Below are 22,555 nucleotides of genomic sequence, written 5' to 3'. Positions count from 1 at the left end.
CTCGGCCATCGCCTCATCCCTTCAGCACGTGCGCGATGAGCGCGTCCGCGTCCATGTCGTCGAACAGTTCGTCGTCCGGCTCCGCGGTCGGGGTGCTCGCGGGTGGCTGTGCCGGTGGTTCGCCGCCGTCCGGGGTCCCGTTGTCGTCCGGGGTCAGGAGGGTCAGCAGATGACGGGTGAGCGCGCCGGCAGCGGGATAGTCGAAGACGAGCGTGGCCGGCAGCGGAATGCCGAGGGTCTCGGAGAGCCGGTTGCGCAGGCCGAGCGCGGTGAGCGAGTCGACCCCGAGGTCCTTGAACGCCGTGGTGGCCGTGACCGCTGCCGCGTCGGTGTGGCCCAGCAGGGTGGCGGCGGTGTCGCGGACGACGCCGAGCAGCACCTGTTCCCGTTCCTTGGGGGGCAGGTCCGGCAGGCGTTCCAGCAGGGAGCCGCCGTCGGTCGCGGAGCGCCGGGTGGGGCGCTGGATCGGTCGCCACAGCGGTGACGGGTCGCCGGGTCCGGGTGGGGCGGTCGCCACGACCACGGCTTCTCCGGTGGCGCACGCGGCGTCGAGGAGGTCGGTCAGCCGGTCCGCCGCGGCGGTGAACGCCACGGCCGGCAGGCCTTGTGCCCGGCGCAGGTCGGCCAGGGCCTGGAGTGGTCCGGCCGCCTCGCCGGGCGGAACGGCGAGAACGAACGCGGTCAGGTCGAGGTCGCGGGTCAGGTGGTGCAGTTCCCAGGCCGACTCGGCGGTGCCGTCCGCGTGGACGATCGCGGTCACCGGGGTTTCCGGCACTGTGCCCGGCTCGTACCGGATCACTTCGGCGCCGTGGCCGCCGAGGTGTCCGGCGAGTTCCTCCGAACCGCCCGCGAGGAGGACGGTGTCGCCGTACGAGGCCGCGGCCGTGGTGGGCGCGGCGGGGACGAGGCGGGGCGCTTCGAGGCGCCCGTCGGCCAGGCGCAGGTGCGGTTCGTCGAGGCGGGAGAGGGCGGCGGCGCGGCGGGGGGTGACCGTGTCGGTGGTCTCCACGAGCACGAGCCGGCCCGGTTCCGCGGTGTCGAGCAGTGCGGCGACGGCACCGGCGACGGGCCCGGCCTCGGCGGACACCACCAGCGTCGCGCCGGCGGTCCTCGGGTCGTCCAGTGCGGTACGGACCTCGTCGGGGCCGGATGCCCGGACGACGATGACGTCGGGCGTGGCGTCGTCGCCGAGGTCGGTGTACCGGCGGGCCGTGGTGCTGGGTGCCGCGGGGGCCCGGACGCCGGTCCAGGTGCGCCGGAACAGCCGCACGTCCCCGTCCGGGCCCGTCGTGGCGGGGGGCCGGGTGACGAGCGAGCCGATCTCCGCCACCGGCCGTCCCAGTTCGTCGGCGAGGTGCACGCGGGCACCGCCCTCGCCCTCGCCGTGAACGAAGGTGACGCGCAGTTTGGTGGCGCCGCTGGTGTGGACACGGACGCCGGTGAACGCGAACGGCAACCGTACCCCCGCGTTCTCGGCGGCCGCGCCGATGCTGCCCGCTTGCAGCGCGGTGACGAGCAGCGCCGGGTGCAGTGTGTAGCGGGCGGCGTCCCTGGCGAGGGCGCCGTCGAGGGCGACTTCGGCGCAGACGGCCTCTCCGTGGCTCCACGCGGCGGACATGCCGCGGAACTCGGGGCCGAACTCGTATCCCGCGTCGTCGAGTCGCTGGTAGAAGGCCGCGACGTCGACCGGTTCCGCGTGCTCGGGCGGCCAGGGCCCCGCAGTGGTGGCCGGTTCGGTGGTGGCGATGCCGGCGAAGCCGGAGGCGTGGCGGGTCCACGTCCGGTCGCCGTCCGTCCGGGCGTGGACGCGCACGGCACGGCGTCCGGTGTCGTCGGGCGCGGCGACGGTCACGCGCACCTGGACGGCGCCGGTGGCGGGCAGTACCAGCGGTGTCTCGACGACCAGTTCGTCGAGCAGGTCGCAGCCTGCCTCGTCGGCGCCGCGTCCGGCCAGTTCCAGGAAGGCGGGTCCGGGCAGCAGTACGGCGCCGTCGACGGAGTGGCCGGCCAGCCATGGGTGGGTGGCCAGCGAGAACCGGCCGGTGAGCAGCACCTCGTCGGAGTCGGGGAGCGCCACCGACGCGGCGAGCAGCGGGTGGTCGACGGCGTCGAGTCCGAGGCCGGAGGCGTCCGTGCCGGCCGCGGTCTCGATCCAGTAGCGCTCATGGTGGAAGGCGTACGTGGGCAGGTCGTGTGCCGTCGCCCTCGCGGGGACGACCGCCGCCCAGTCGACGGGCACGCCGGTCGTGTGCGCCTCGGCCAGCGCGGTGAGCAGCCGGTGGACTCCCCCGCCGCGGCGCAGCGTGGCGACGGTCGCGCCGTCGATCGCGGGCAGCAGCACGGGGTGCGCGCTGACCTCGACGAACACGGTGTCGCCCGGCTCGCGGGCGGCGGTCACGGCCGTGGCGAAGCCCACGGGGTGGCGCATGTTACGGAACCAGTACTCGTCGTCGAGCGGGGCGTCGATCCAGCGTTCGTCGGCGGTGGAGAACCACGGGATCTCGGGCGTGCGCGAGGTGGTGTCCGCGACGATCCGCTGGAGTTCGTCGTACAGCGGGTCGACGAACGGGGTGTGGGTCGGGCAGTCGACGGCGATGCGGCGCACCCAGACGCCGCGGGCCTCGTAGTCGGCGATCAGCGTTTCGACGGCGTCCGGGCGCCCGGCGACGGTCGTGGTGGTGGCGCCGTTGCGGCCCGCGACCCAGACGCCGTCGATCCGGGCGGCATCCGCCTCGACGTCGGCGGCCGGGAGCGCGACCGAGCCCATCGCGCCGCGTCCGGCGAGTTCGCGCAGGAGCAGGGCGCTGCGCAGCGCGACGAGGCGGGCACCGTCCTCCAGGGTGAGCGCTCCGGCGACACAGGCCGCGGCGATCTCGCCCTGGGAGTGTCCGATGACGGCGTCCGGGCGTACGCCCGCGGCCTCCCACACGGCGGCCAGCGACACCATGACGGCCCAGCAGACGGGGTGCACGACGTCGACGCGGCGGGTCACCTCCGGATCGTCGAGCATGGCGATGGGATCCCAGCCCGTGTGCGGGATCAGCGCGTCGGCGCATTGGCGCATCCTGGCGGCGAACACCGGGGAGGCCGCCATCAGTTCGACGCCCATGCCGCGCCACTGCGGTCCTTGTCCGGGGAAGACGAAGACGGTGCGCGGCTCGGTGAGCGCCGTGCCGGTGACGACGTCGTCGTCGAGCAGCACGGCGCGGTGCGGGAACGTCGTACGCCTGGCGAGCAGGCCCGCGGCGATGGCGCGCGGGTCGTGGTCGGGACGGGCGGCGAGGTGCTCGCGGAGTCGGCGGACCTGGCCGTCGAGGGCCGTGGCGGTCCGCGCCGAGACGGGCAGTGGTGTGAGCGGCGTGGCGATCAGCGGCTCACCGGGCTTCGCGGCCTGCGGCTCCTCGGCCGGCGGCTCCCCGGCCGGGTGGGCTTCCAGCAGGACGTGGGCGTTGGTGCCGCTGACGCCGAAGGAGGAGACACCGGCGCGCCGTGGCCGGTCGGTTTCGGGCCAGGGATGGGCGTCGGTGAGGAGTTCGACGGCTCCGGCCGTCCAGTCGACGTGCGAGGACGGCGTGTCCACGTGCAGGGTGCGCGGCAGGGTGCCGTGCCGCATGGCGAGGACCATCTTGATGACACCGGCGACACCCGCGGCGGCCTGGGTGTGGCCGATGTTGGACTTCAGCGAGCCCAGCAGCACAGGGGTCTCGCGCCCCTGCCCGTAGGTGGCCAGCACCGCCTGCGCCTCGATGGGGTCGCCCAGCCTGGTCCCGGTGCCGTGCGCCTCGACGGCGTCCACATCCGCGGGGGTGAGCCCGGCGTTGGCCAGGGCCTGCCGGATCACCCGCTCCTGCGAGGGCCCGTTCGGCGCCGACAACCCGTTGGAGGCACCGTCCTGGTTGACGGCGGAACCACGGACGACTGCCAGCACGCGGTGGCCGTTGCGCTCGGCGTCGGAGAGCCTCTCGACGATCAGCACACCGGACCCCTCGGCGAAACCGGTGCCGTCAGCCGCATCCGCGAACGCCTTGCAGCGCGCGTCGGGCGCGAGGCCCCGCTGCTGGGAGAACTCGACGAAGCCGGACGGCGATGCCATCACCGTGACGCCGCCGACCAGGGCGAGCGAGCATTCGCCGGAGCGCAGCGACTGCCCGGCCTGGTGCAGCGCCACCAGCGACGACGAACACGCCGTGTCGACCGTGACCGCCGGACCCTCCAGACCGTAGAAGTACGACAGCCGACCGGACAGCACACTGGTCTGAGTACCGGTCGCACCGAAACCGCCCAGGTCGGTGCCGAGTCCGTACCCGTCGGAGAAGGCGCCCATGAACACGCCGGTGTCGCTTCCGCGCAGCGACTCCGGGAGGATCCCGGCGTGTTCCAGCGCCTCCCACGAGGTCTCCAGCACCAGACGCTGCTGCGGGTCCATCGCCAGCGCCTCACGCGGACTGATCCCGAAGAACGCCGCATCGAAGTCCGCCACCCCGGCGAGGAAACCACCATGGCGCACGGTCGACGTACCCGGGTGATCCGGATCGGGATCGTACAGCCCGTCCACGTCCCACCCACGGTCCGTCGGAAACGCCGTGATCCCGTCACCACCCGACTCCAGCAGCCGCCACAAGTCCTCCGGCGACGCGACCCCGCCCGGCAGCCGGCAGGCCATCCCCACGATCGCCAACGGCTCGTCCTGCCGCACGGCCGCGGTCGTGGTACGGGTCGGCGATGCCGTCCGGCCGGACAGCGCCGCGGTGAGCTTCGCCGCGACGGCGCGCGGCGTCGGGAAGTCGAAGACCGCGGTGGCGGGCAGCCGTACGCCCGTCGCTTCGGTGAAGGCGTTGCGCAGCCGGATCGCCATGAGCGAGTCGACGCCGAGTTCCTTGAACGTGGCGGTCGCCTCGACCCGTGCGGCACCGTCGTGGCCGAGTACGGCCGCAGTGCACTGCCGGACGACGGCGAGTACGTCCTTTTCGGCGTCCGCGGCGGAGAGCCGCGCGATCCGGTCGGCGAGGGTGGTGGCGCCGGCTGCCCGGCGCCGCGGCTCCCGGCGCGGTGCGCGCAGCAGGGGCGAGCTGCCGAGGCCGGCCGGGTCGGCGGCGACCAGCGCCGGGTCCGAGGACCGCAACGCCGCGTCGAACAGCGTCAGTCCGCCTTCGGCGGTCAGCGCCGTCACGCCGTCGCGGCGCATGCGGGCACCGGTGCCGGCCGTCAGCCCGCTCTCCGGTTCCCACAGGCCCCAGGCCACGGACAACGCGGGCAGTCCGGCCGCCCGGCGCTGTTCGGCCAGCGCGTCGAGGAACGCGTTCGCGGCCGCGTAGTTGCCCTGTCCGGGGCTGCCGAGCACACCGGCGGCCGACGAGTAGAGGACGAACGCCGCCAGTTCCGTGTCCTGGGTGAGTTCGTGCAGGTGCCACGCGGCATCCGCCTTCGGGCGCAGCACCGTCTCGAGCCGGTCGGGGGTGAGCGCGGTGAGGACACCGTCGTCGAGGACGGCCGCGGTGTGCACGACGGCCGTGAGCGGGTGCGCCGGGTCGATCCCCGCCAGTACGGAGGCGAGTTCGTCCCGGTCGGCGACGTCGCAGGCGACCGCCGTGACCTCGGCGCCGGGCACGTCGCTCGCCGTGCCGCTGCGCGACAGCATCAGCAGTCGGCGCACACCGTGGCGTTCGACGAGGTGGCGGCTGATGATGCCGGCCAGCGTGCCGGAGCCGCCGGTGACGAGCACGGTGCCGTCCGGGTCGAGCGCCGGAGCGTCACCCGCCGGGACCGCCGGGGCCAGACGGCGGGCGTACACCTGGCCGTCACGCAGCACCACCTGGGGCTCATCGAGCGCGGTGGCCGCTGCGAGCAGCGGCTCGGCGGTGTCCGGGGCGGCGTCGACGAGGACGATCCGGCCGGGGTGTTCGGCCTGCGCGGTCCGCACCAGTCCGGCGGCCGCGGCCGACGCGAGACCGGGCCCGGTGTGGACGGCCAGGACCGCGTCGGCGTACCGGTCGTCGGTGAGGAAGCGCTGCACGGCGGTCAGGATGCCGGCGCCCAGTTCGCGGGTGTCGTCGAGCGGGGCACCGCCGCCGCCGTGCGCGGGGAGGATCACCACGTCCGGGACCGTCGGGTCGTCGAGGCGGCCGGTCGTCGCGGTCGTGGGCGGCAGCTCCGGGATCTCGGCCAGCACCGGGCGCAGCAGGCCCGGAACGGCTCCCGTGATCGTCAGGGGGCGCCTGCGCACGGCGCCGATGGTGGCGACGGGCCCGCCGGTCTCGTCCGCGAGGTGCACGCCGTCGGCGGTGACGGCGACGCGTACCGCCGTGGCGCCGGTGGCGTGGACGCGGACGTCGTCGAACGCGTACGGAAGGTGGTCCCCTTCCGCGGCGAGGCGGAGTGCGGCGCCGAGCAGCGCCGGGTGCAGGCCGTACCGTCCGGCGTCGGCGAGCTGTCCGTCGGCGAGGGCCACTTCCGCCCAGACGGTGTCGTCGTCGGCCCAGACGGCGCGCGGGCGGGGCAGCGCGGGCCCGTCCGTGTACCCGGCTCGGGCCAGACGGTCGGCGATGTCGTCGGGGTCGACCGGCCGGGCCGTGGCGGGCGGCCACGTCGACGGCAGCTCCCGCACGGCCGGGGCCGTCCGCGGGTCGGGGGCGAGGATTCCGTTGGCGTGCTCGGTCCACTCCCCCGCCGCGTGCCGCGTGTGCACGGTGACCGCGCGGCGGCCGTCCGCCCCGGGCGCGCTCACCGTGACGGAGAGCGCGAGCGCACCGGACCGCGGCAGCGTGAGGGGGGTGTCCACGGTGAACGTGTCGAGGGCGCCGCAGCCGGCTTCGTCGCCCGCCCGGATCGCCAGGTCCAGGAGGGCCGCGGCGGGCAGCACCGCGATGCCGTGCAGGGAGTGCGCCAGCGGATCGGCGGCGTCGACCCGGCCGGTGAGCACCAGGTCGCCGGTGCCGGGCAGGGTGACCGCCGCGGTCAGCACCGGGTGCGCGACCGGCGTCTGTCCGGCCAGGGCCGCGTCGCCCGCGGTCTGGGTGCCGAGCCAGTAGCGGACCCGCTCGAACGGGTACGTCGGCGGGTGCGAGGCGTGCGCCGGCGCGGGGTCGATGACCTTCGGCCAGTCGACCGTGACGCCGTCGGTGTGCAGCCGGGCGAGCGCGGTCAGGGCGGACCGCGGTTCGTCGTCGGCGTGCAGCATGGGGATGCCGTCGACGAGCCGGGCCAGGCTCCGGTCCGGGCCGATCTCCAGGAGCACCGCCCCGTCGTGCGCGGCGACCTGTTCCCCGAACCGAACGGTGTCGCGGACCTGTCGCACCCAGTACTCCGGCGTGGTGCAGGCGGCGCCCGCGGCCATCGGGATCCTCGGCTCGTGGTACGTCAGGCTCTCCGCGACCTCGCGGAACTCCCCGAGCATCGGCTCCATCCGCGCCGAGTGGAACGCGTGGCTGGTCCGCAGGCGGGTGAAGCGGCCGAGCCGGGCCGCGACGTCGAGCACCGCCTCCTCGTCACCGGAGAGCACGATCGACGCGGGCCCGTTGACCGCGGCGATCTCCACGCCGTCCCGCAGCAGCGGCAGCGCGTCCCGTTCCGACGCGATCACGGCGGCCATCGCCCCGCCGGGCGGCAGCGCCTGCATCAGGCGGGCCCGTGCGGACACCAGCCTGCACGCGTCCTCCAGGGACCAGACGCCGGCGACGTACGCGGCGGCCAGCTCGCCGATCGAATGGCCCACGAGGGCGTCCGGGCGTACGCCCCACGCCTCGAGCTGTGCGCCGAGTGCGACCTGGAGCGCGAACACCGCGGGCTGGGCGTACCCGGTGTCGTGGAGGTCGAGCCCGGTGGGCACGTCGAGGGCGTCCAGCACCTCGCGGCGGGTGCGGGCGAAGACGTCGTAGGCGGCGGCCAGTCCGTCGCCCATGCCGGGGCGTTGTGAGCCCTGTCCGGAGAAGAGCCACACGAGGCGGCGGTCCGGTTCTGCGGTGCCGGTGACCGTGTCGGTGCCGATCAGCGCGGCCCGGTGCGGGAAGGCCGTGCGGGTGAGCAGGGCCGCGGCCACCGCGCGCTCGTCCTCCTCGCCGGTGGCGAGGTGGGCGCGCAGGCGGTGTACCTGTGCGTCGAGTGCCTGCGGGGTGCGTGCCGAGAGCAGCAGGGGCAGCGGTCCGGTGTCGGGTGCGGGGGCGGGAACGGGGACCGGTCGGGGGTGGCTTTCGAGGATGATGTGGGCGTTGGTGCCGCTGACGCCGAAGGAGGACACCCCGGCGCGCCGTGGGCGGTCGGTTTCGGGCCAGGGATGGGCGTCGGTGAGGAGTTCGACGGCGCCGGCCGTCCAGTCGACGTGCGAGGACGGCGTGTCCACGTGCAGGGTGCGGGGCAGGGTGCCGTGCCGCATGGCGAGGACCATCTTGATGACACCGGCGACACCCGCGGCGGCCTGGGTGTGGCCGATGTTGGACTTCAGCGAGCCCAGCAGCACAGGGGTCTCGCGCCCCTGCCCGTAGGTGGCCAGCACCGCCTGCGCCTCGATGGGGTCGCCCAGCCTGGTCCCGGTGCCGTGGGCCTCGACGGCGTCCACATCCGCGGGGGTGAGCCCGGCGTTGGCCAGGGCCTGCCGGATCACCCGCTCCTGCGACGGCCCGTTCGGCGCCGACAGCCCGTTGGAGGCACCGTCCTGGTTGACGGCGGAACCCCGGACGACCGCCAGGACATTGTGGCCGTTGCGCTCGGCGTCGGAGAGCTTCTCGACGATCAGCACACCGGACCCCTCGGCGAAACCGGTGCCGTCAGCCGCATCCGCGAACGCCTTGCAGCGGCCGTCCGAGGAGAGGCCCCGCTGCTGGGAGAAGTCCACGAAGCCGGACGGCGATGCCATCACCGTGACGCCGCCGACCAGCGCGAGCGAGCACTCCCCCGAGCGCAGCGACTGCCCGGCCTGGTGCAGCGCCACCAGCGACGACGAACACGCCGTGTCGACCGTGACCGCCGGACCCTCCAGACCGTAGAAGTACGACAGCCGACCGGACAGCACGCTGGTCTGGGTGCTGGTGGCACCGAAACCGCCGCGGTCGGCTCCAGTGCCGTACCCGTAGAAGTAGCCGCCCATGAACACGCCGGTGTCGCTTCCGCGCAGCGACTCCGGGAGGATCCCGGCGTGTTCCAGCGCCTCCCACGAGGTCTCCAGGACCAGACGCTGCTGCGGGTCCATCGCCAGCGCCTCACGCGGACTGATCCCGAAGAACGCCGCATCGAAGTCCGCCACCCCGGCGAGGAAACCACCATGGCGCACGGTCGACGTACCCGGGTGATCCGGATCGGGATCGTACAGCCCGTCCACGTCCCACCCACGGTCCGTCGGAAACGCCGTGATCCCGTCACCACCCGACTCCAGCAGCCGCCACAAGTCCTCCGGCGACGCGACCCCGCCCGGCAGCCGGCAGGCCATCCCCACGATCGCCAACGGCTCGTCCTGCCGCACGGCCGCGGTCGGTGTACGCCGCCGGTTGGTGGCCCGCGCGCCGGCCAGTTCGTCGAGGTGGGCGGCGAGCGCCTGCGCCGTGGGGTGGTCGAAGACGAGCGTGGCGGGCAGCGTCAGGCCCGTCGCGTCGGCCAGCCGGTTGCGCAGCTCGACACCGGTCAGCGAGTCGAAGCCCACTTCCCTGAACGCGCGCGCGGGGGCGATGGCGTGGGCGTCGCGGTGGCCGAGCACCGCGGCAGCGCTGGTACGGACGAGGTCGAGCATGTCGCGCGCGGCCGGAGGTGCGGACGTGCGCCGGACGGCCGGCACGAGGGTGCGCAGGACCGGCGGGACCCGGTCGGACGCGGCGACGGCGGCGAGGTCGAGCCGGATCGGCACGAGCGCGGGCCGGTCGGTGTGCAGGGCCGCGTCGAACAGGGCGAGCCCCTGTGCGGCCGTCATCGGGGTCATGCCGTTGCGGGCGATGCGGGCCAGGTCGGTGGCGGTCAGCCGCCCGCCCATCCCGTCCGCCGCGTCCCACAGTCCCCAGGCGAGCGAGACGGCGGGCAGCCCCTGGTGGTGCCGGTGGCGGGCGAGCGCGTCGAGGAACGCGTTGCCGGTCGCGTAGTTGGCCTGACCCGCGCCGCCGAACGTGGCGGAAATGGACGAGTACAGGACGAACGCGGCCAGGTCGAGATCGCGCGTCAGCTCGTGCAGGTGCCAGGCGACGTCCGCCTTGACCCGCAGCACGGCGTCCCACTGCTCCGGCCGCATGGTCGTCACGGCCGCGTCGTCGACGATCCCGGCCATGTGCACGACGGCGCGCAGCCGCGGGGCGACGTCGGCGACGACGGCGGCCAGCTCGTCGCGGTCGACGACGTCGGCGGCCACGTACCGCACGCGGTCGTCCTCCGGTGTGTCGCCGGGCCGGCCGTTGCGGGACACCACGACGACCTCGGCGGCCTCGTGCACGGTGAGCAGGTGGTCCACGAGGAGGCGGCCGAGCCCGCCGGTGCCGCCGGTGACGAGGACGGTCCCGCCGGTCAGCGGGGAGGTTCCGGTGGCCGCGGCGACACGGCGCAGACGGGCCGCACGCGCTGTGCCGTCGACCACCCGGACGTGCGGCTCGTCGCCGGCGGCGAGCCCGGCCGCTATGGCGGCGGGCGTGATCTCGTCCGCTTCGATCAGTGCGACGCGGCCGGGATGCTCCGTCTCCGCCGTCCGGACCAGGCCGCCGAGCGCTTCCTGCGCGGGATCGCCGGTACGGGTGGCCACGATGAGCCGGGATCGCGCCCAGCGCGGCTCGGCGAGCCAGGTCTGCACGGTGGTGAGCAGGTCGCGGCCCAGCTCCCGGGTCCGGGCGCCGGGCGAGGTGCCCGGGTCGCCGGGTTCCACGGCCAGGACCACGACCGGGGGGTGCTCGCCCTCGGGCACGTCGGCGAGGTACGTCCAGTCGGGGACGGGTGACGCGGGCACGGGCACCCAGGCGATCTCGAACAGCGCCTCGGCATCGGGGTCGGCGGCCCGCACGGTCAGGCTGTCGACGTCGAGGACCGGTGAGCCGTGCTCGTCCGTGGCGACGATGCGGACCATGTCGGGGCCGACGCGTTCCAGCAGCACACGCAGCGCGGTCGCGGCGCGCGCGTGGATCCGCACGCCGGACCAGGAGAACGCCAGCCGGCGCCGCTCCGGATCCGTGAAGATCGTCCCGAGCGCGTGCAGGGCCGCGTCGAGCAGCACGGGGTGCAGCCCGTACCGGGCGTCGGTGAGCTGTTCGGCGAGGCGGACCGACGCGTAGGCGCGGCCCTCCCCCGTCCACATCGCGGTCATGGCCCGGAACGCGGGCCCGTACGAGAGCGGCAGCGCGTCGTAGAAGCCGGTCAGGTCGGCCGGGTCGGCGTCGGCGGGCGGCCAGTCCACGGGCTCCGCCGGACCGCCGGTGTCCACGCTCAGCGCTCCGGTCGCACTGAGCGCCCAGGGGCCCGTGCCGGTACGGCTGTGCACACTCACCGACCGCCGTCCGGACACCTCGGCTCCGACGGTGGCCTGGATCTCCGTGTCGCCGTCGCCGTCGACCACCACCGGCGCGACGATGGTCAGCTCCGCGACCTCCGGCGTGCCGAGCCGGGCCCCCGCTTCGGCGAGCAGTTCCACGAGCGCCGAGCCGGGCACGATGACCAGGCCGTCCACCTCGTGGTCGGCGAGCCAGGGCTGACGGCGTACCGAGAACACCGCGGTGGCCAGCGCGCCCTCGCCGCCGGCGAGGTCGACCAACGAGCCGAGCAGCGGGTGGCCGGACGTTCCCGCCGGTTCCGCGTCGATCCAGTAGCGGTCACGGCGGAACGGGTACGTGGGCAGCGGCACCACCCCACGCGTCGCGAACGACCAGGTGACGGGCACGCCCCGGACCCAGAGCGCGGCGAGCGACCGGGTGAAGCGGTCCAGGCCGCCCTCGCCTCGCCGCAGTGTGCCGGTGACGACCGTATGCGCATGCCCGGCGAGCGTGTCCTCCAGTGCGGTGGTGAGCACGGGGTGCGCGCTGACCTCGACGAATGCGCGGTATCCGCGGTCCGCCAGGTGGCCGGTCGCGGCGGCGAACCGAACGGTGCGGCGCAGGTTGTCGTACCAGTAGGCGGCGTCCGCGGGCCGGTCCAGCCACGCCTCGTCCACGGTGGAGAAGAACGGGACGTCCGGCGTGCGCGGGGTGATGCCGGCGAGCGCGTCGAGCAGCGCGCCGCGGATCGTTTCGACGTGCGCGGTGTGCGACGCGTAGTCGACGGCGATCCGGCGGGCGCGGGGGGTGGCGGCCAGCAGCTCCTCCACGGCGTCGGCCGCACCGGCGACAACGATCGACGCGGGTCCGTTGACCGCGGCGACCTCCAGGCGCCCGGCCCACACGGCGGCGTCGAAGTCGGCGGGCGGCACCGAGACCATGCCGCCCTGCCCGGCCAGTTCGGTGGCGACGAGTCGGCTGCGCACCGCGACGACCCTCGCGGCGTCGTCCAGGGTGAGCACCCCGGCGACGCAGGCCGCGGCGACTTCGCCCTGGGAGTGGCCGACGACCGCGGCCGGGGCGACCCTGTGCGCACGCCACAGCTCCGCCAGCGCCACCATCACCGCGAACGACGCGGGCTGCACGACATCGACCCGGTCGAACGCGGGCGCTCCGGGCCGCTGGGCGATGACGTCCAGCAGGTCCCAGCCGGTGTGCGGGGCGAGCGCCGTGGCGCACTCGCGGAGCCGCCGGGCGAACACGGGCTCGGTGGCGAGCAGTTCGGCACCCATGCCGGCCCACTGGGAGCCCTGCCCGGGGAAGGCGAACACGACCCGGGTGTCGGTGACGTCGGCGGCTCCCGTCACGGCCCCCGGCACTTCCGCGCCACGGGCGAACGCCTCCGCCTCTCGGGCCGGCACGACCGCCCGGTGGCGCATGGCCGTCCGGGTGGTGGCGAGCGAGTGCCCGACCGCGGCCGCGGCGCCGGTGAGCGGGGCCAGCTGTTCCGCGACGTCCCGCAGTCCCTCCGGTGTCCGGGCCGACATCGGCCAGACCACGTCCTCGGGCACCGGCTCGGCCTCGGGTGCGGACGCGGGTGCGGCGGGAGGCCCGGCCTCCAGGACGACGTGGGCGTTGGTGCCGCTGATGCCGAACGACGAGACACCCGCACGCCGGGCGCGCCCGGTGACCGGCCACGGCTCACTGCGGTGCAGCAGCCGGATGTCGCCGTCCCAGTCGACGTGCCGGGACGGCTCGTCGACGTGCAGCGTGCGCGGCAGGACGCCGTGCCGCATCGCCATGACCATCTTGATGACGCCGGCGACGCCGGCCGCGGCCTGGGTGTGGCCGATGTTCGACTTGAGCGAGCCGATCAGCAGCGGATGCACCCGTTCGCGCCCGTACGCCACTTGCAGGGCCTGGGCCTCGACGGGGTCGCCGAGACGGGTGCCGGTGCCGTGCGCCTCCACGGCGTCGACGTCGCCCGGCGCCAGGCCGGCGTCGGCGAGCGCACGCTGGATGACGCGCTGCTGCGCGGGCCCGTTCGGGGCGGACAGCCCGTTCGACGCGCCGTCGGAGTTGACCGCGGAGCCACGCACCAGCGCCAGCACGGGGTGGCCGTGGCGGGTGGCGTCGGAGAGCCGCTCCAGCACGAGGACACCGGCGCCCTCGGCGAAGCTGGTGCCGTCCGCGGTGTCCGCGAAGGCCTTGGCACGGCCGTCGGGGGCGAGCCCGCGCTGCCGGGAGAACTCGACGAACCCGGTCGTCGTCGCCATCACCGTGACACCGCCGACCAGGGCGAGCGAGCACTCCCCCGAGCGCAGCGACCGCGCGGCCTGGTGCAGCGCCACCAGCGACGACGAACACGCCGTGTCGACGGTGACCGACGGGCCCTCCAGACCGAAGTAGTAGGAGAGCCGCCCGGAGAGAACGCTGGTCGGCGTGCCGGTCGCCCCGAAACCGCCCAGGTCCACGCCCGCGCCGTAGCCCTGGGTGAACGCGCCCATGAATACGCCGGTGTCGCTGCCGCGGACGCTTTCGGGCAGGATGCCCGCTCGCTCGAACGCCTCCCACGACGCTTCGAGGACCAGACGCTGCTGCGGGTCCATCGCCAGCGCCTCACGCGGGCTGATCCCGAAGAACGCGGCGTCGAAGTCGGCGGCGCCGGTGAGGAAGCCGCCGTGGCGCACGGAAACCTTGCCGACCGCGTCGGGGTTCGGGTCGTAGAGCGCGGCGAGGTCCCAGCCGCGGTCGGCGGGGAACTCGGTGATCGCGTCCCCGCCGGAGTCGACCAGCCGCCACAGGTCCTCCGGTGACCGCACGCCACCGGGCATCCGGCACGCCATGGCCACGATCGCCAGCGGCTCGTTCCCCGCCACCGTCGGTGCGGGCACTGTCGCCGCCGGAGCGGCAGGGGCCGGCTCACCCCGCCGTTCCTCGTCGAGGCGGGCGGCGAGTGCGGCCGGTGTCGGGTGGTCGAAGACGGCCGTCGCGGAGAGCCGTACCCCGGTCGTCTCGGCGAGGCTGTTGCGCAACCGGACACCGCTGAGCGAGTCGATGCCGAGGTCCTTGAACGCCGTCGTGGGCGTGATCTCGGAGGCGTCGGCGTGGCCGAGCACGGCGGCCGTGGCCGCACACACGATGGCCAACAGGTCACGATCGCGGTCGCGGTTGTCCTCCGCACGGGCGGCGGTGCGGCGCTCGGTCCGCTGCCGGACGGGCTCGGTGGGAATCGCCGCGACCACGAACGGCACGTCCGCGGCGAGGCTCGCGTCGATGAAGTGGGTGCCCTCGGCCTCGGTGAGCGGCCGGAACCCGTCGCGCACCCGCTGCCGCTCGGCGTCGTCGAGTTGTCCGGTGAGGGTGCTGGTGGTGTGCCACATGCCCCAGGCGATGGAGGTGGCGGGTTGGCCGAGGGTGTGGCGGTGGGTGGCGAGGGCGTCGAGGAAGGCGTTGGCGGCGGCGTAGTTTCCTTGTCCGGGGCTGCCGAGGACGGCGGCGGCGCTGGAGTAGAGGACGAAGTGGGTGAGGGGTTGGTTTTGGGTGAGGTGGTGGAGGTGCCAGGCGGCGTTGGCTTTGGGGTGGAGGACGGTGGTGAGGCGGTCGGGGGTGAGGGCGTCGAGGATGCCGTCGTCGAGGGTGGCGGCGGTGTGGAAGATGGCGGTGAGGGGTTGGGGGATGTGGGTGAGGGTGGTGGCGAGTTGGTGGGGGTCGCCGACGTCGCAGGGGAGGTGGGTGCCGGGGGTGGTGTCGGGGGGTGGGGTGCGGGAGAGGAGGTAGGTGTGGGGGTGGTTGAGGTGGCGGGCGAGGATGCCGGCGAGGGTGCCGGAGCCGCCGGTGATGATGATGGCGTGTTCGGGGTTGAGGGGGGTGGTGGTGGGTGGGGTGGTGGTGTGGTGGGGGGTGAGGTGGGGGCGGTGGAGGGTGTGGTGGGTGAGGCGGAGGTGGGGGTGGTCGAGGGTGGTGAGTTGGGCCAGGGGGAGGGGGGTGTGGGGGTGGTCGGTTTCGATGAGGCGGATGCGGTTGGGGTGTTCGTTCTGGGCGGTGCGGGTGAGGCCGGTGACGGTGGCGCCGGCGGGGTCGGTGGTGGTGTGGACGATGAGGGTGTGGTCGGTGGTGGTGAGGTGGTGTTGCAGGGCGGTCAGGACGCGGGTGGCGCGGGTGTGGGCGCGGGTGGGTACGTCCTCGGGGTCGTCGGGGTGGGCGGCGGTGATCAGGACATGTCCCTCGGGCAGGTCACCGTCGTAGACCGCCTCGGCGACCGCGAGCCACTCCAACCGGAGCGGGTTCGGTCCCGACGGGGTGTCGGCCCGCTCCCTCAGCACCAGCGAGTCCACCGACACGACAGGACGGCCATCCGGGTCGGCCACGCGCACGGCGACGCCGGCCTCCCCCCGGGTGAGGGCGACACGTACCGCGGCGGCCCCGGTGGCGTTCAGGCGCACGCCCGTCCAGGAGAACGGCAGCTCGATCCCGCCGCCCGCGTCGAGGCGCCCGGCGTGCAGGGCCGCGTCGAGCAGCGCCGGATGCACACCGAAACCGTCCGCCTCGGCGGCCTGCTCCTCGGCCAGCGCCACCTCGGCATACACGGTGTCACCATCACGCCAGGCAGCCCGCAACCCCTGGAACGCCGACCCGTACTCATAACCCGCATCCCGCAGTTCGTCATAGAACCCCGAGACGTCGACGGCCGCGGCCGTGGCCGGAGGCCACTGCGAGAACGGCTCCGCACCGACAACACCGGGCGTGTCGGGAGTGTCGGGGGTCAGGGTGCCGCTGGCGTGCCGGGTCCAGCTGTCGGTGCCTTCGGTGCGTGCGTGGACGGTCACCGGCCGCCGTCCGGCCTCATCGGCCCCTTCCACCGTCACCGACAGATCCACGGCTGCGGTCGCCGGCACCACGAGCGGGGTCTCGATGACCAGCTCGTCCACTACCCCGCAACCGGTCTCGTCACCGGCCCGGATGACCAGCTCCACAAACGCCGTGCCCGGCAGCAGGACCGTGCCCCGCACCGCGTGATCAGCCAGCCAGGGATGCGTACGCAACGAGATCCGGCCGGTGAGAACAACACCACCACCGTCGTCGGCGGGCAGTGCTGTGACGGCGGCCAGCATCGGATGCGCCGCCCCGGTCAGTCCGGCCGCGGACAGATCCGTGGCACCGGCCGCTTCCAGCCAGTAGCGCCTGTGCTCGAACGCGTAGGTGGGCAGATCCAGCAGCCGTCCCGGCACCGGTTCGACCACCGTGCCCCAGTCCACCGCCGCGCCCAGGGTCCACGCCTGCGCCAACGCCGTCAGCCACCGCTCCCAACCGCCGTCACCAGTCCGCAACGACGCCACCGTGTGAGCCTGTTCCATCGCCGGCAGCAGCACCGGATGGGCACTGCACTCCACGAACACCGACCCGTCCAGCTCCGCCACCGCCGCATCCAGCGCCACCGGACGACGCAGATTCCGGTACCAGTACCCCTCATCCACCGGCTCCGTCACCCAGGCGCTGTCCACGGTGGACCACCACGCCACCGACGGGGCCTTCCCTGCCACTCCCTTCAGCACCTCAGCGAGTTCGTCCTCGATGGCTTCCACGTGGGGCGTGTGGGAGGCGTAGTCGACGGCGATACGACGTACCCGCACGCCTTCGGCCTCGTACCGTGCCACCACCTCCTCCACCGCCGACGGTTCGCCGGCCACGACGGTCGACGACGGGCCGTTACGCGCCGCGATCCACACACCCTCGACCAGACCCACCTCACCGGCCGGCAACGCCACCGAAGCCATCGCCCCCCGCCCGGCCAGCCGCCCGGCGATCACCTGACTGCGCAACGCCACCACACGGGCCGCGTCCTCAAGGCTGAGGGCCCCGGCCACGCACGCCGCCGCGATCTCGCCCTGAGAGTGTCCGACCACCGCGTCCGGTACGACCCCGTGGGCCTGCCACAGTGCGGCCAGGCTCACCGCGACCGCCCAGCTGGCCGGCTGGACCACCTCCACCCGCTCCGCCACATCCGGCCGCGACAGCATCTCCCGCACATCCCAGCCCGTATGCGGCAACAACGCCCGCGCACACTCCTCCATACGCGCCGCGAACACCGCAGAACGGTCCATCAACTCCACACCCATGCCGACCCACTGGGCGCCCTGGCCGGGGAAGACGAACACGGTACGCGGCTGGTCCACCGCCACGCCCGTCACCCGGGCATCGCCCAGCAGCACCGCACGGTGACCGAAGACAGCACGCTCACGCACCAGCCCCTGCGCGACCGCGGCCACATCCACACCACCCCGCAGATACCCCTCCAGCCGCTCCACCTGCCCCCGCAGACTCACCTCACCACGAGCCGACACCGGCAACGGCACCAACCCGTCACCAACCGACTCCACACGCGACGGCCCGGGAACACCCTCAAGGATCACGTGCGCGTTCGTACCGCTCACCCCGAACGACGACACACCCGCATGCGGTGCCCGATCCGACTCGGGCCACGGCCTCGCCTCGGTAAGCAGCTCCACCGCACCGGCCGACCAGTCCACATGCGACGACGGTTCGTCCACGTGCAGCGTCTTCGGCGCGATGCCATACCGCATCGCCATGACCATCTTGATGACACCGGCGACACCCGCCGCCGCCTGCGCATGACCGATGTTCGACTTGACCGAGCCGAGGTAGAGCGGCGTGTCGCGGTCCTGCCCGTAGGCCGCGAGGACGGCCTGCGCCTCGATCGGGTCGCCCAGCCGGGTGCCGGTGCCGTGCGCCTCCACCACGTCCACATCGGCGGCGCGCAGTCCGGCGTTCACCAACGCCTGCCGGATCACCCGCTGCTGGGCGACGCCGTTGGGTGCGGACAGTCCGTTGGAGGCACCGTCCTGGTTCACCGCCGAGCCGCGGACGACCGCGAGGACGGTGTGCCCGTTGCGCTCGGCGTCGGAGAGCCGCTCCAGCACGAGAACGCCGACGCCCTCGGCGAAACCGGTCCCGTCCGCCGCGTCGGCGAACGCCTTGCACCGTCCGTCCGGGGAGAGTCCGCGCTGCCGGGAGAACTCCACGAAGCTCTGCGGTGTCGCCATGACGGTGACACCGCCGGCCAGCGCCAGGGAGCACTCCCCGGCCCGCAGTGCCTGTGCCGCCTGGTGCAGGGCGACCAGCGACGACGAGCACGCCGTGTCGACCGTGACCGCCGGACCCTGAAGTCCGTACACATACGAGAGGCGCCCGGACAGGACGCTGGTCTGCGTCGCCGTGACGCCGAGCCCGCCCAGGTCCCGGCCGACGCCGTAGCCCTGGTTGAACGCGCCCATGAACACGCCGGTGTCGCTCTCCCGGAGCCTGTCCGGCACGATGCCGGCGTTCTCGAACGCCTCCCAGGAGGTCTCCAGGATCAGGCGCTGCTGGGGGTCCATCGCCAGCGCCTCGTTCGGGCTGATGCCGAAGAACGCGGCGTCGAACCCGGCGCCGGCCAGGAATCCGCCGTGGCGTGTCGTGGAGCGGCCGGCCGCGTCCGGGTCCGGGTCGTACAGCGCGTCGACGTCCCAGCCCCGGTCGGTGGGGAACTCGGTGATCGCCTCGGTACCGGCGGCGACGAGCCGCCACAGGTCCTCCGGCGAGGCGACCCCGCCGGGCAGTCGGCACGCCATGCCGACGATCGCGACGGGGTCGCCGGAGCCGAGGGTCTGGGCGGTCGCGGGGGCCGCTGTCGTGGAGCCGGCGAGGTGGGCGGCGAACGCACGCGGAGTGGGGTGGTCGAACGCGGTTGACGCGGGCACCCGCAGACCCGTCCGCGCGGCGACGGTGTTGGTGAACTCGACGGTGGTGAGCGAGTCGAGGCCGTTCTCGCGGAAGGTGCGGTCCGGGGAGCAGTGTCCGGCGCCCGGCAGGCCCAGGACGGTGGCGACGCTGTCGCGGACCAGGTCGAGCAGTACGTCCTCCCGGCCCGCACGGGCCGCGGCGAGGCGGTTCGCCCACTCCTGTTCCGTGGCGTCGGGCTCGGCCGGTCCGGTCAGTGCGGTGAGGATCGGCGGCGTGGCGCCCGCCATCACCGCGGCCCGCGCCCCGGCGGAACCGGTCCGGGCCACGATGTACGAGCCGCCGCCCGCGATGGCCTTCTCGATCAGGTCGCCGGTGAGCGCCGGCCGTTCGATGCCGGGCAGCGCGCGGACGGTGACGGTGGGGAGTCCCTCCGCGGCCCGTGGCCGAGTGTGGGCGTCGGCGCCGGCCGGGCCGTCGAGCAGGACGTGGACGAGCGCGCCGGGGTCCGCGGCTTCCTCGGCGGCGGTGGTCACGTGGGTGAGCCCGGTCTCGTCGCGGAGCAGGCCGGCGACGGTGTCGGCGTCCTCCCCGGTGACCAGGACCGGCGCGTCGGGGCCGATCGGGGGCGGCACGGTGAGGACCATCTTGCCGGTGTGCCGGGCGTGGCTCATCCACGCGAACGCGTCCCGCGCACGGCGGATGTCCCACGGCTGCACCGGCAGCGGGCACAGCTCACCGCGGTCGAACAGGTCGAGGAGCAGTTCGAGGATCTCCCGCAGGCGCGCGGGGTCCACGTCGGCCAGGTCGAACGGCTGCTGGGCGGCGTGGCGGATGTCGGTCTTGCCCATCTCGACGAACCGGCCGCCCGGTGCGAGCAGGCCGATGGACGCGTCGAGCAGTTCACCGGTGAGCGAGTTGAGCACGACGTCGACCGGCGGGAAGGTGTCGGCGAAGGCGGCACTGCGGGAGTTCGCCACATGGTCGGTGTCGAAGCCGTCGGCGTGCAGCAGGTGCTGTTTGGCGGGACTGGCGGTGGCGTACACCTCGGCGCCGAGGTGGCGGGCGATCCGGGTGGCCGCCATGCCGACACCGCCCGTCGCGGCGTGGACCAGGACCTTCTGGCCGGGTCGCAGCTCGCCCGCGTCGACGAGGCCGTACCAGGCGGTGGCGAACACGATGGGCACGGACGCGGCGATGGGGAACGACCATCCCCGTGGGATCCGTGCGACCAGCCGCCGGTCCGCGACCACGCTGCGCCGGAACGCGTCCTGCACGAGACCGAACACGCGGTCGCCGGGGGCCAGGTCGTCGACGCCGGGTCCGACTTCGGTCACGATGCCGGCGGCCTCACCGCCCATCTCGCCCTCGCCCGGGTAGGTGCCGAGCGCGATCAGCACGTCGCGGAAGTTCAGCCCCGCGGCGCGGACGTCGATGCGGACCTCGCCGGCGGCCAGGGGGCGCGGCGGGACGTCGAGCGGGGCGACGGCGAGGTCGCGGAGCGTTCCGGAGGCGGGCGGGCGCAGCGCCCACTGCGCGGTCGGCAGGGGGGTGGTGTCCGCGCGTACCAGCCGGGGCACGTAGGCCACGCCGGCCCGCAGCGCGATCTGGGGTTCGCCGAGCGAGGCCGCGGCGGGGACGAGGTCGTCATCGCCGTCCGTGTCCACCAGCACGAACGATCCGGGCTCGGCGGCCTGGCGGCGCAGCGCCTCGTCCCAGAGCCGGGCCTGGTCCGCGTCCGGGATCTCGGCCGGGCCGACGCCCACCGCGCGGCGGGTGACGACCGTCTGGCGGGGTGACAGGGTGCCGGGCAGGTCGCGCCGCTCCCAGACCAGTTCGCACAGCGTGGCCTCGCCACTGCCGGTGGCGACCAGATGGGCCGGCAGCCCCGCGAGCCGCGCGCGCTGGACCTTGCCCGACGCGGTGCGGGGGATCGTGGTGACGTGCCAGATCTCGTCGGGCACCTTGAAGTAGGCGAGCCGGCGGCGGCACTCGGCGAGGATCGCCTCGGCGGGGACGCGGGGGCCGTCGGAAACGACATAGAGCACGGGTATTTCGCCGAGGACGGGGTGCGGGCGGCCCGCCGCGGCGGCGTCCCGGACACCGGCCACCTCCTGGGCGACGGTCTCGATCTCCCGGGGGTGGATGTTCTCCCCGCCGCGGATGATCAGCTCCTTGACCCGGCCGGTGATCGTCACGTGTCCGGTTTCGGCCTGACGTGCGAGGTCCCCGGTGCGGTACCAGCCGTCCACGAGCACCTGGGCGGTCGCCTCCGGCTGGGCGTGGTAGCCGAGCATGAGGCTCGGCCCGCTCGCCCACAGCTCGCCCTCCTCGCCGGGTGCCACGTCGGCGCCGGACACCGGGTCGACGAACCGCAGCGACAGGCCCGGTACGGGCAGCCCGCACGAGCCGGGAACCCGCGCGTCGTCCAGGGTGTTGGCGGTGAGCGAGCCGGTCGTCTCGGTGCAGCCGTACGTGTCGAGCAGTGGCACGCCGAACGTCGCCTCGAAGTCCCTGGTGAGCGACGCCGGCGAGGTGGATCCGGCGACCAGCGCCACGCGCAGCGCGCGGGCCCGCGGCTCGCCGGACACGGAGCCGAGGAGGTAGCGGTACATCGTCGGCACGCCGACGAGCACGGTGCTGGGGTGTTCGGTCAGGGCGTCGAGGACGTCGCGCGCGACGAAGCCGCCCAGGATACGGGCGGACGCGCCGACCGTGAGGACGGCGAGCAGGCAGAGGTGGTGGCCGAGGCTGTGGAACAGCGGTGCGGGCCAGAGCAGTTCGTCGTCCTCGGTCAGCCGCCAGGACGGCACGTCGCAGTGCATCGCGGACCACAGGCCGCTGCGCTGTGCGGAAACCACGCCCTTCGGGCGGCCGGTGGTGCCGGAGGTGTAGAGCATCCAGGCGGGTTCGTCCAGGCCGAGGTCGTCGCGGGGCGGGCACGGCGGCTCGGTCCCGGCGAGGTCCTCGTAGGAGACGCAGTCCGGTGCCCGGCGCCCGACGAGCACGACGGTGGCGTCGGTGCCGGTGCGGCGCACCTGGTCGAGGTGGGTTTCGTCGGTGACCAGCACGGTCGCGCCGGAGTCCGTCAGGAAGTGGGCGAGTTCGGCGTCGGCGGCGTCCGGGTTGAGCGGGACGGCGACGGCGGCAGCGCGGGCGGCGGCGAGGTAGACCTCGATGGTCTCGATCCGGTTGCCGAGCAGCATCGCGACCCGGTCGCCGCGGTCGACGCCGGACGCGGCGAGGTGTCCGGCGAGCCGGCCGGCCCGGAGCCGCAGTTGCGTGTACGTCACGGCGCGTTGGGAATCCGTGTAGGCGATCCGGTCGCCGCGTCGCTCGGCATGGATGCGGAGCAATTCGTGCAACGGCCGGATTGGTTCCACACGCGCCAT

1 protein-coding gene is annotated in these 22,555 nt (G+C 74.3%); it reads right to left on the bottom strand.

Annotated elements, in window-relative coordinates:
- Window positions 1-13: 13 nt before the first annotated feature.
- Window positions 14-22,555, bottom strand: a complete 22,542-nt coding sequence (fkbB, locus tag N6H00_RS40295) for a tacrolimus type I polyketide synthase FkbB (RefSeq protein ID WP_443073162.1) — start codon at window positions 22,553-22,555, stop codon at window positions 14-16.

The organism is Streptomyces sp. S465 (assembly GCF_026898115.1).
Taxonomy (GTDB): Bacteria; Actinomycetota; Actinomycetes; order Streptomycetales; family Streptomycetaceae; genus Streptomyces; species Streptomyces luomodiensis.
The sequence above is the reverse complement of the archived record's forward strand: the minus strand, read 5'-3'. Positions and strand labels throughout refer to the sequence as shown.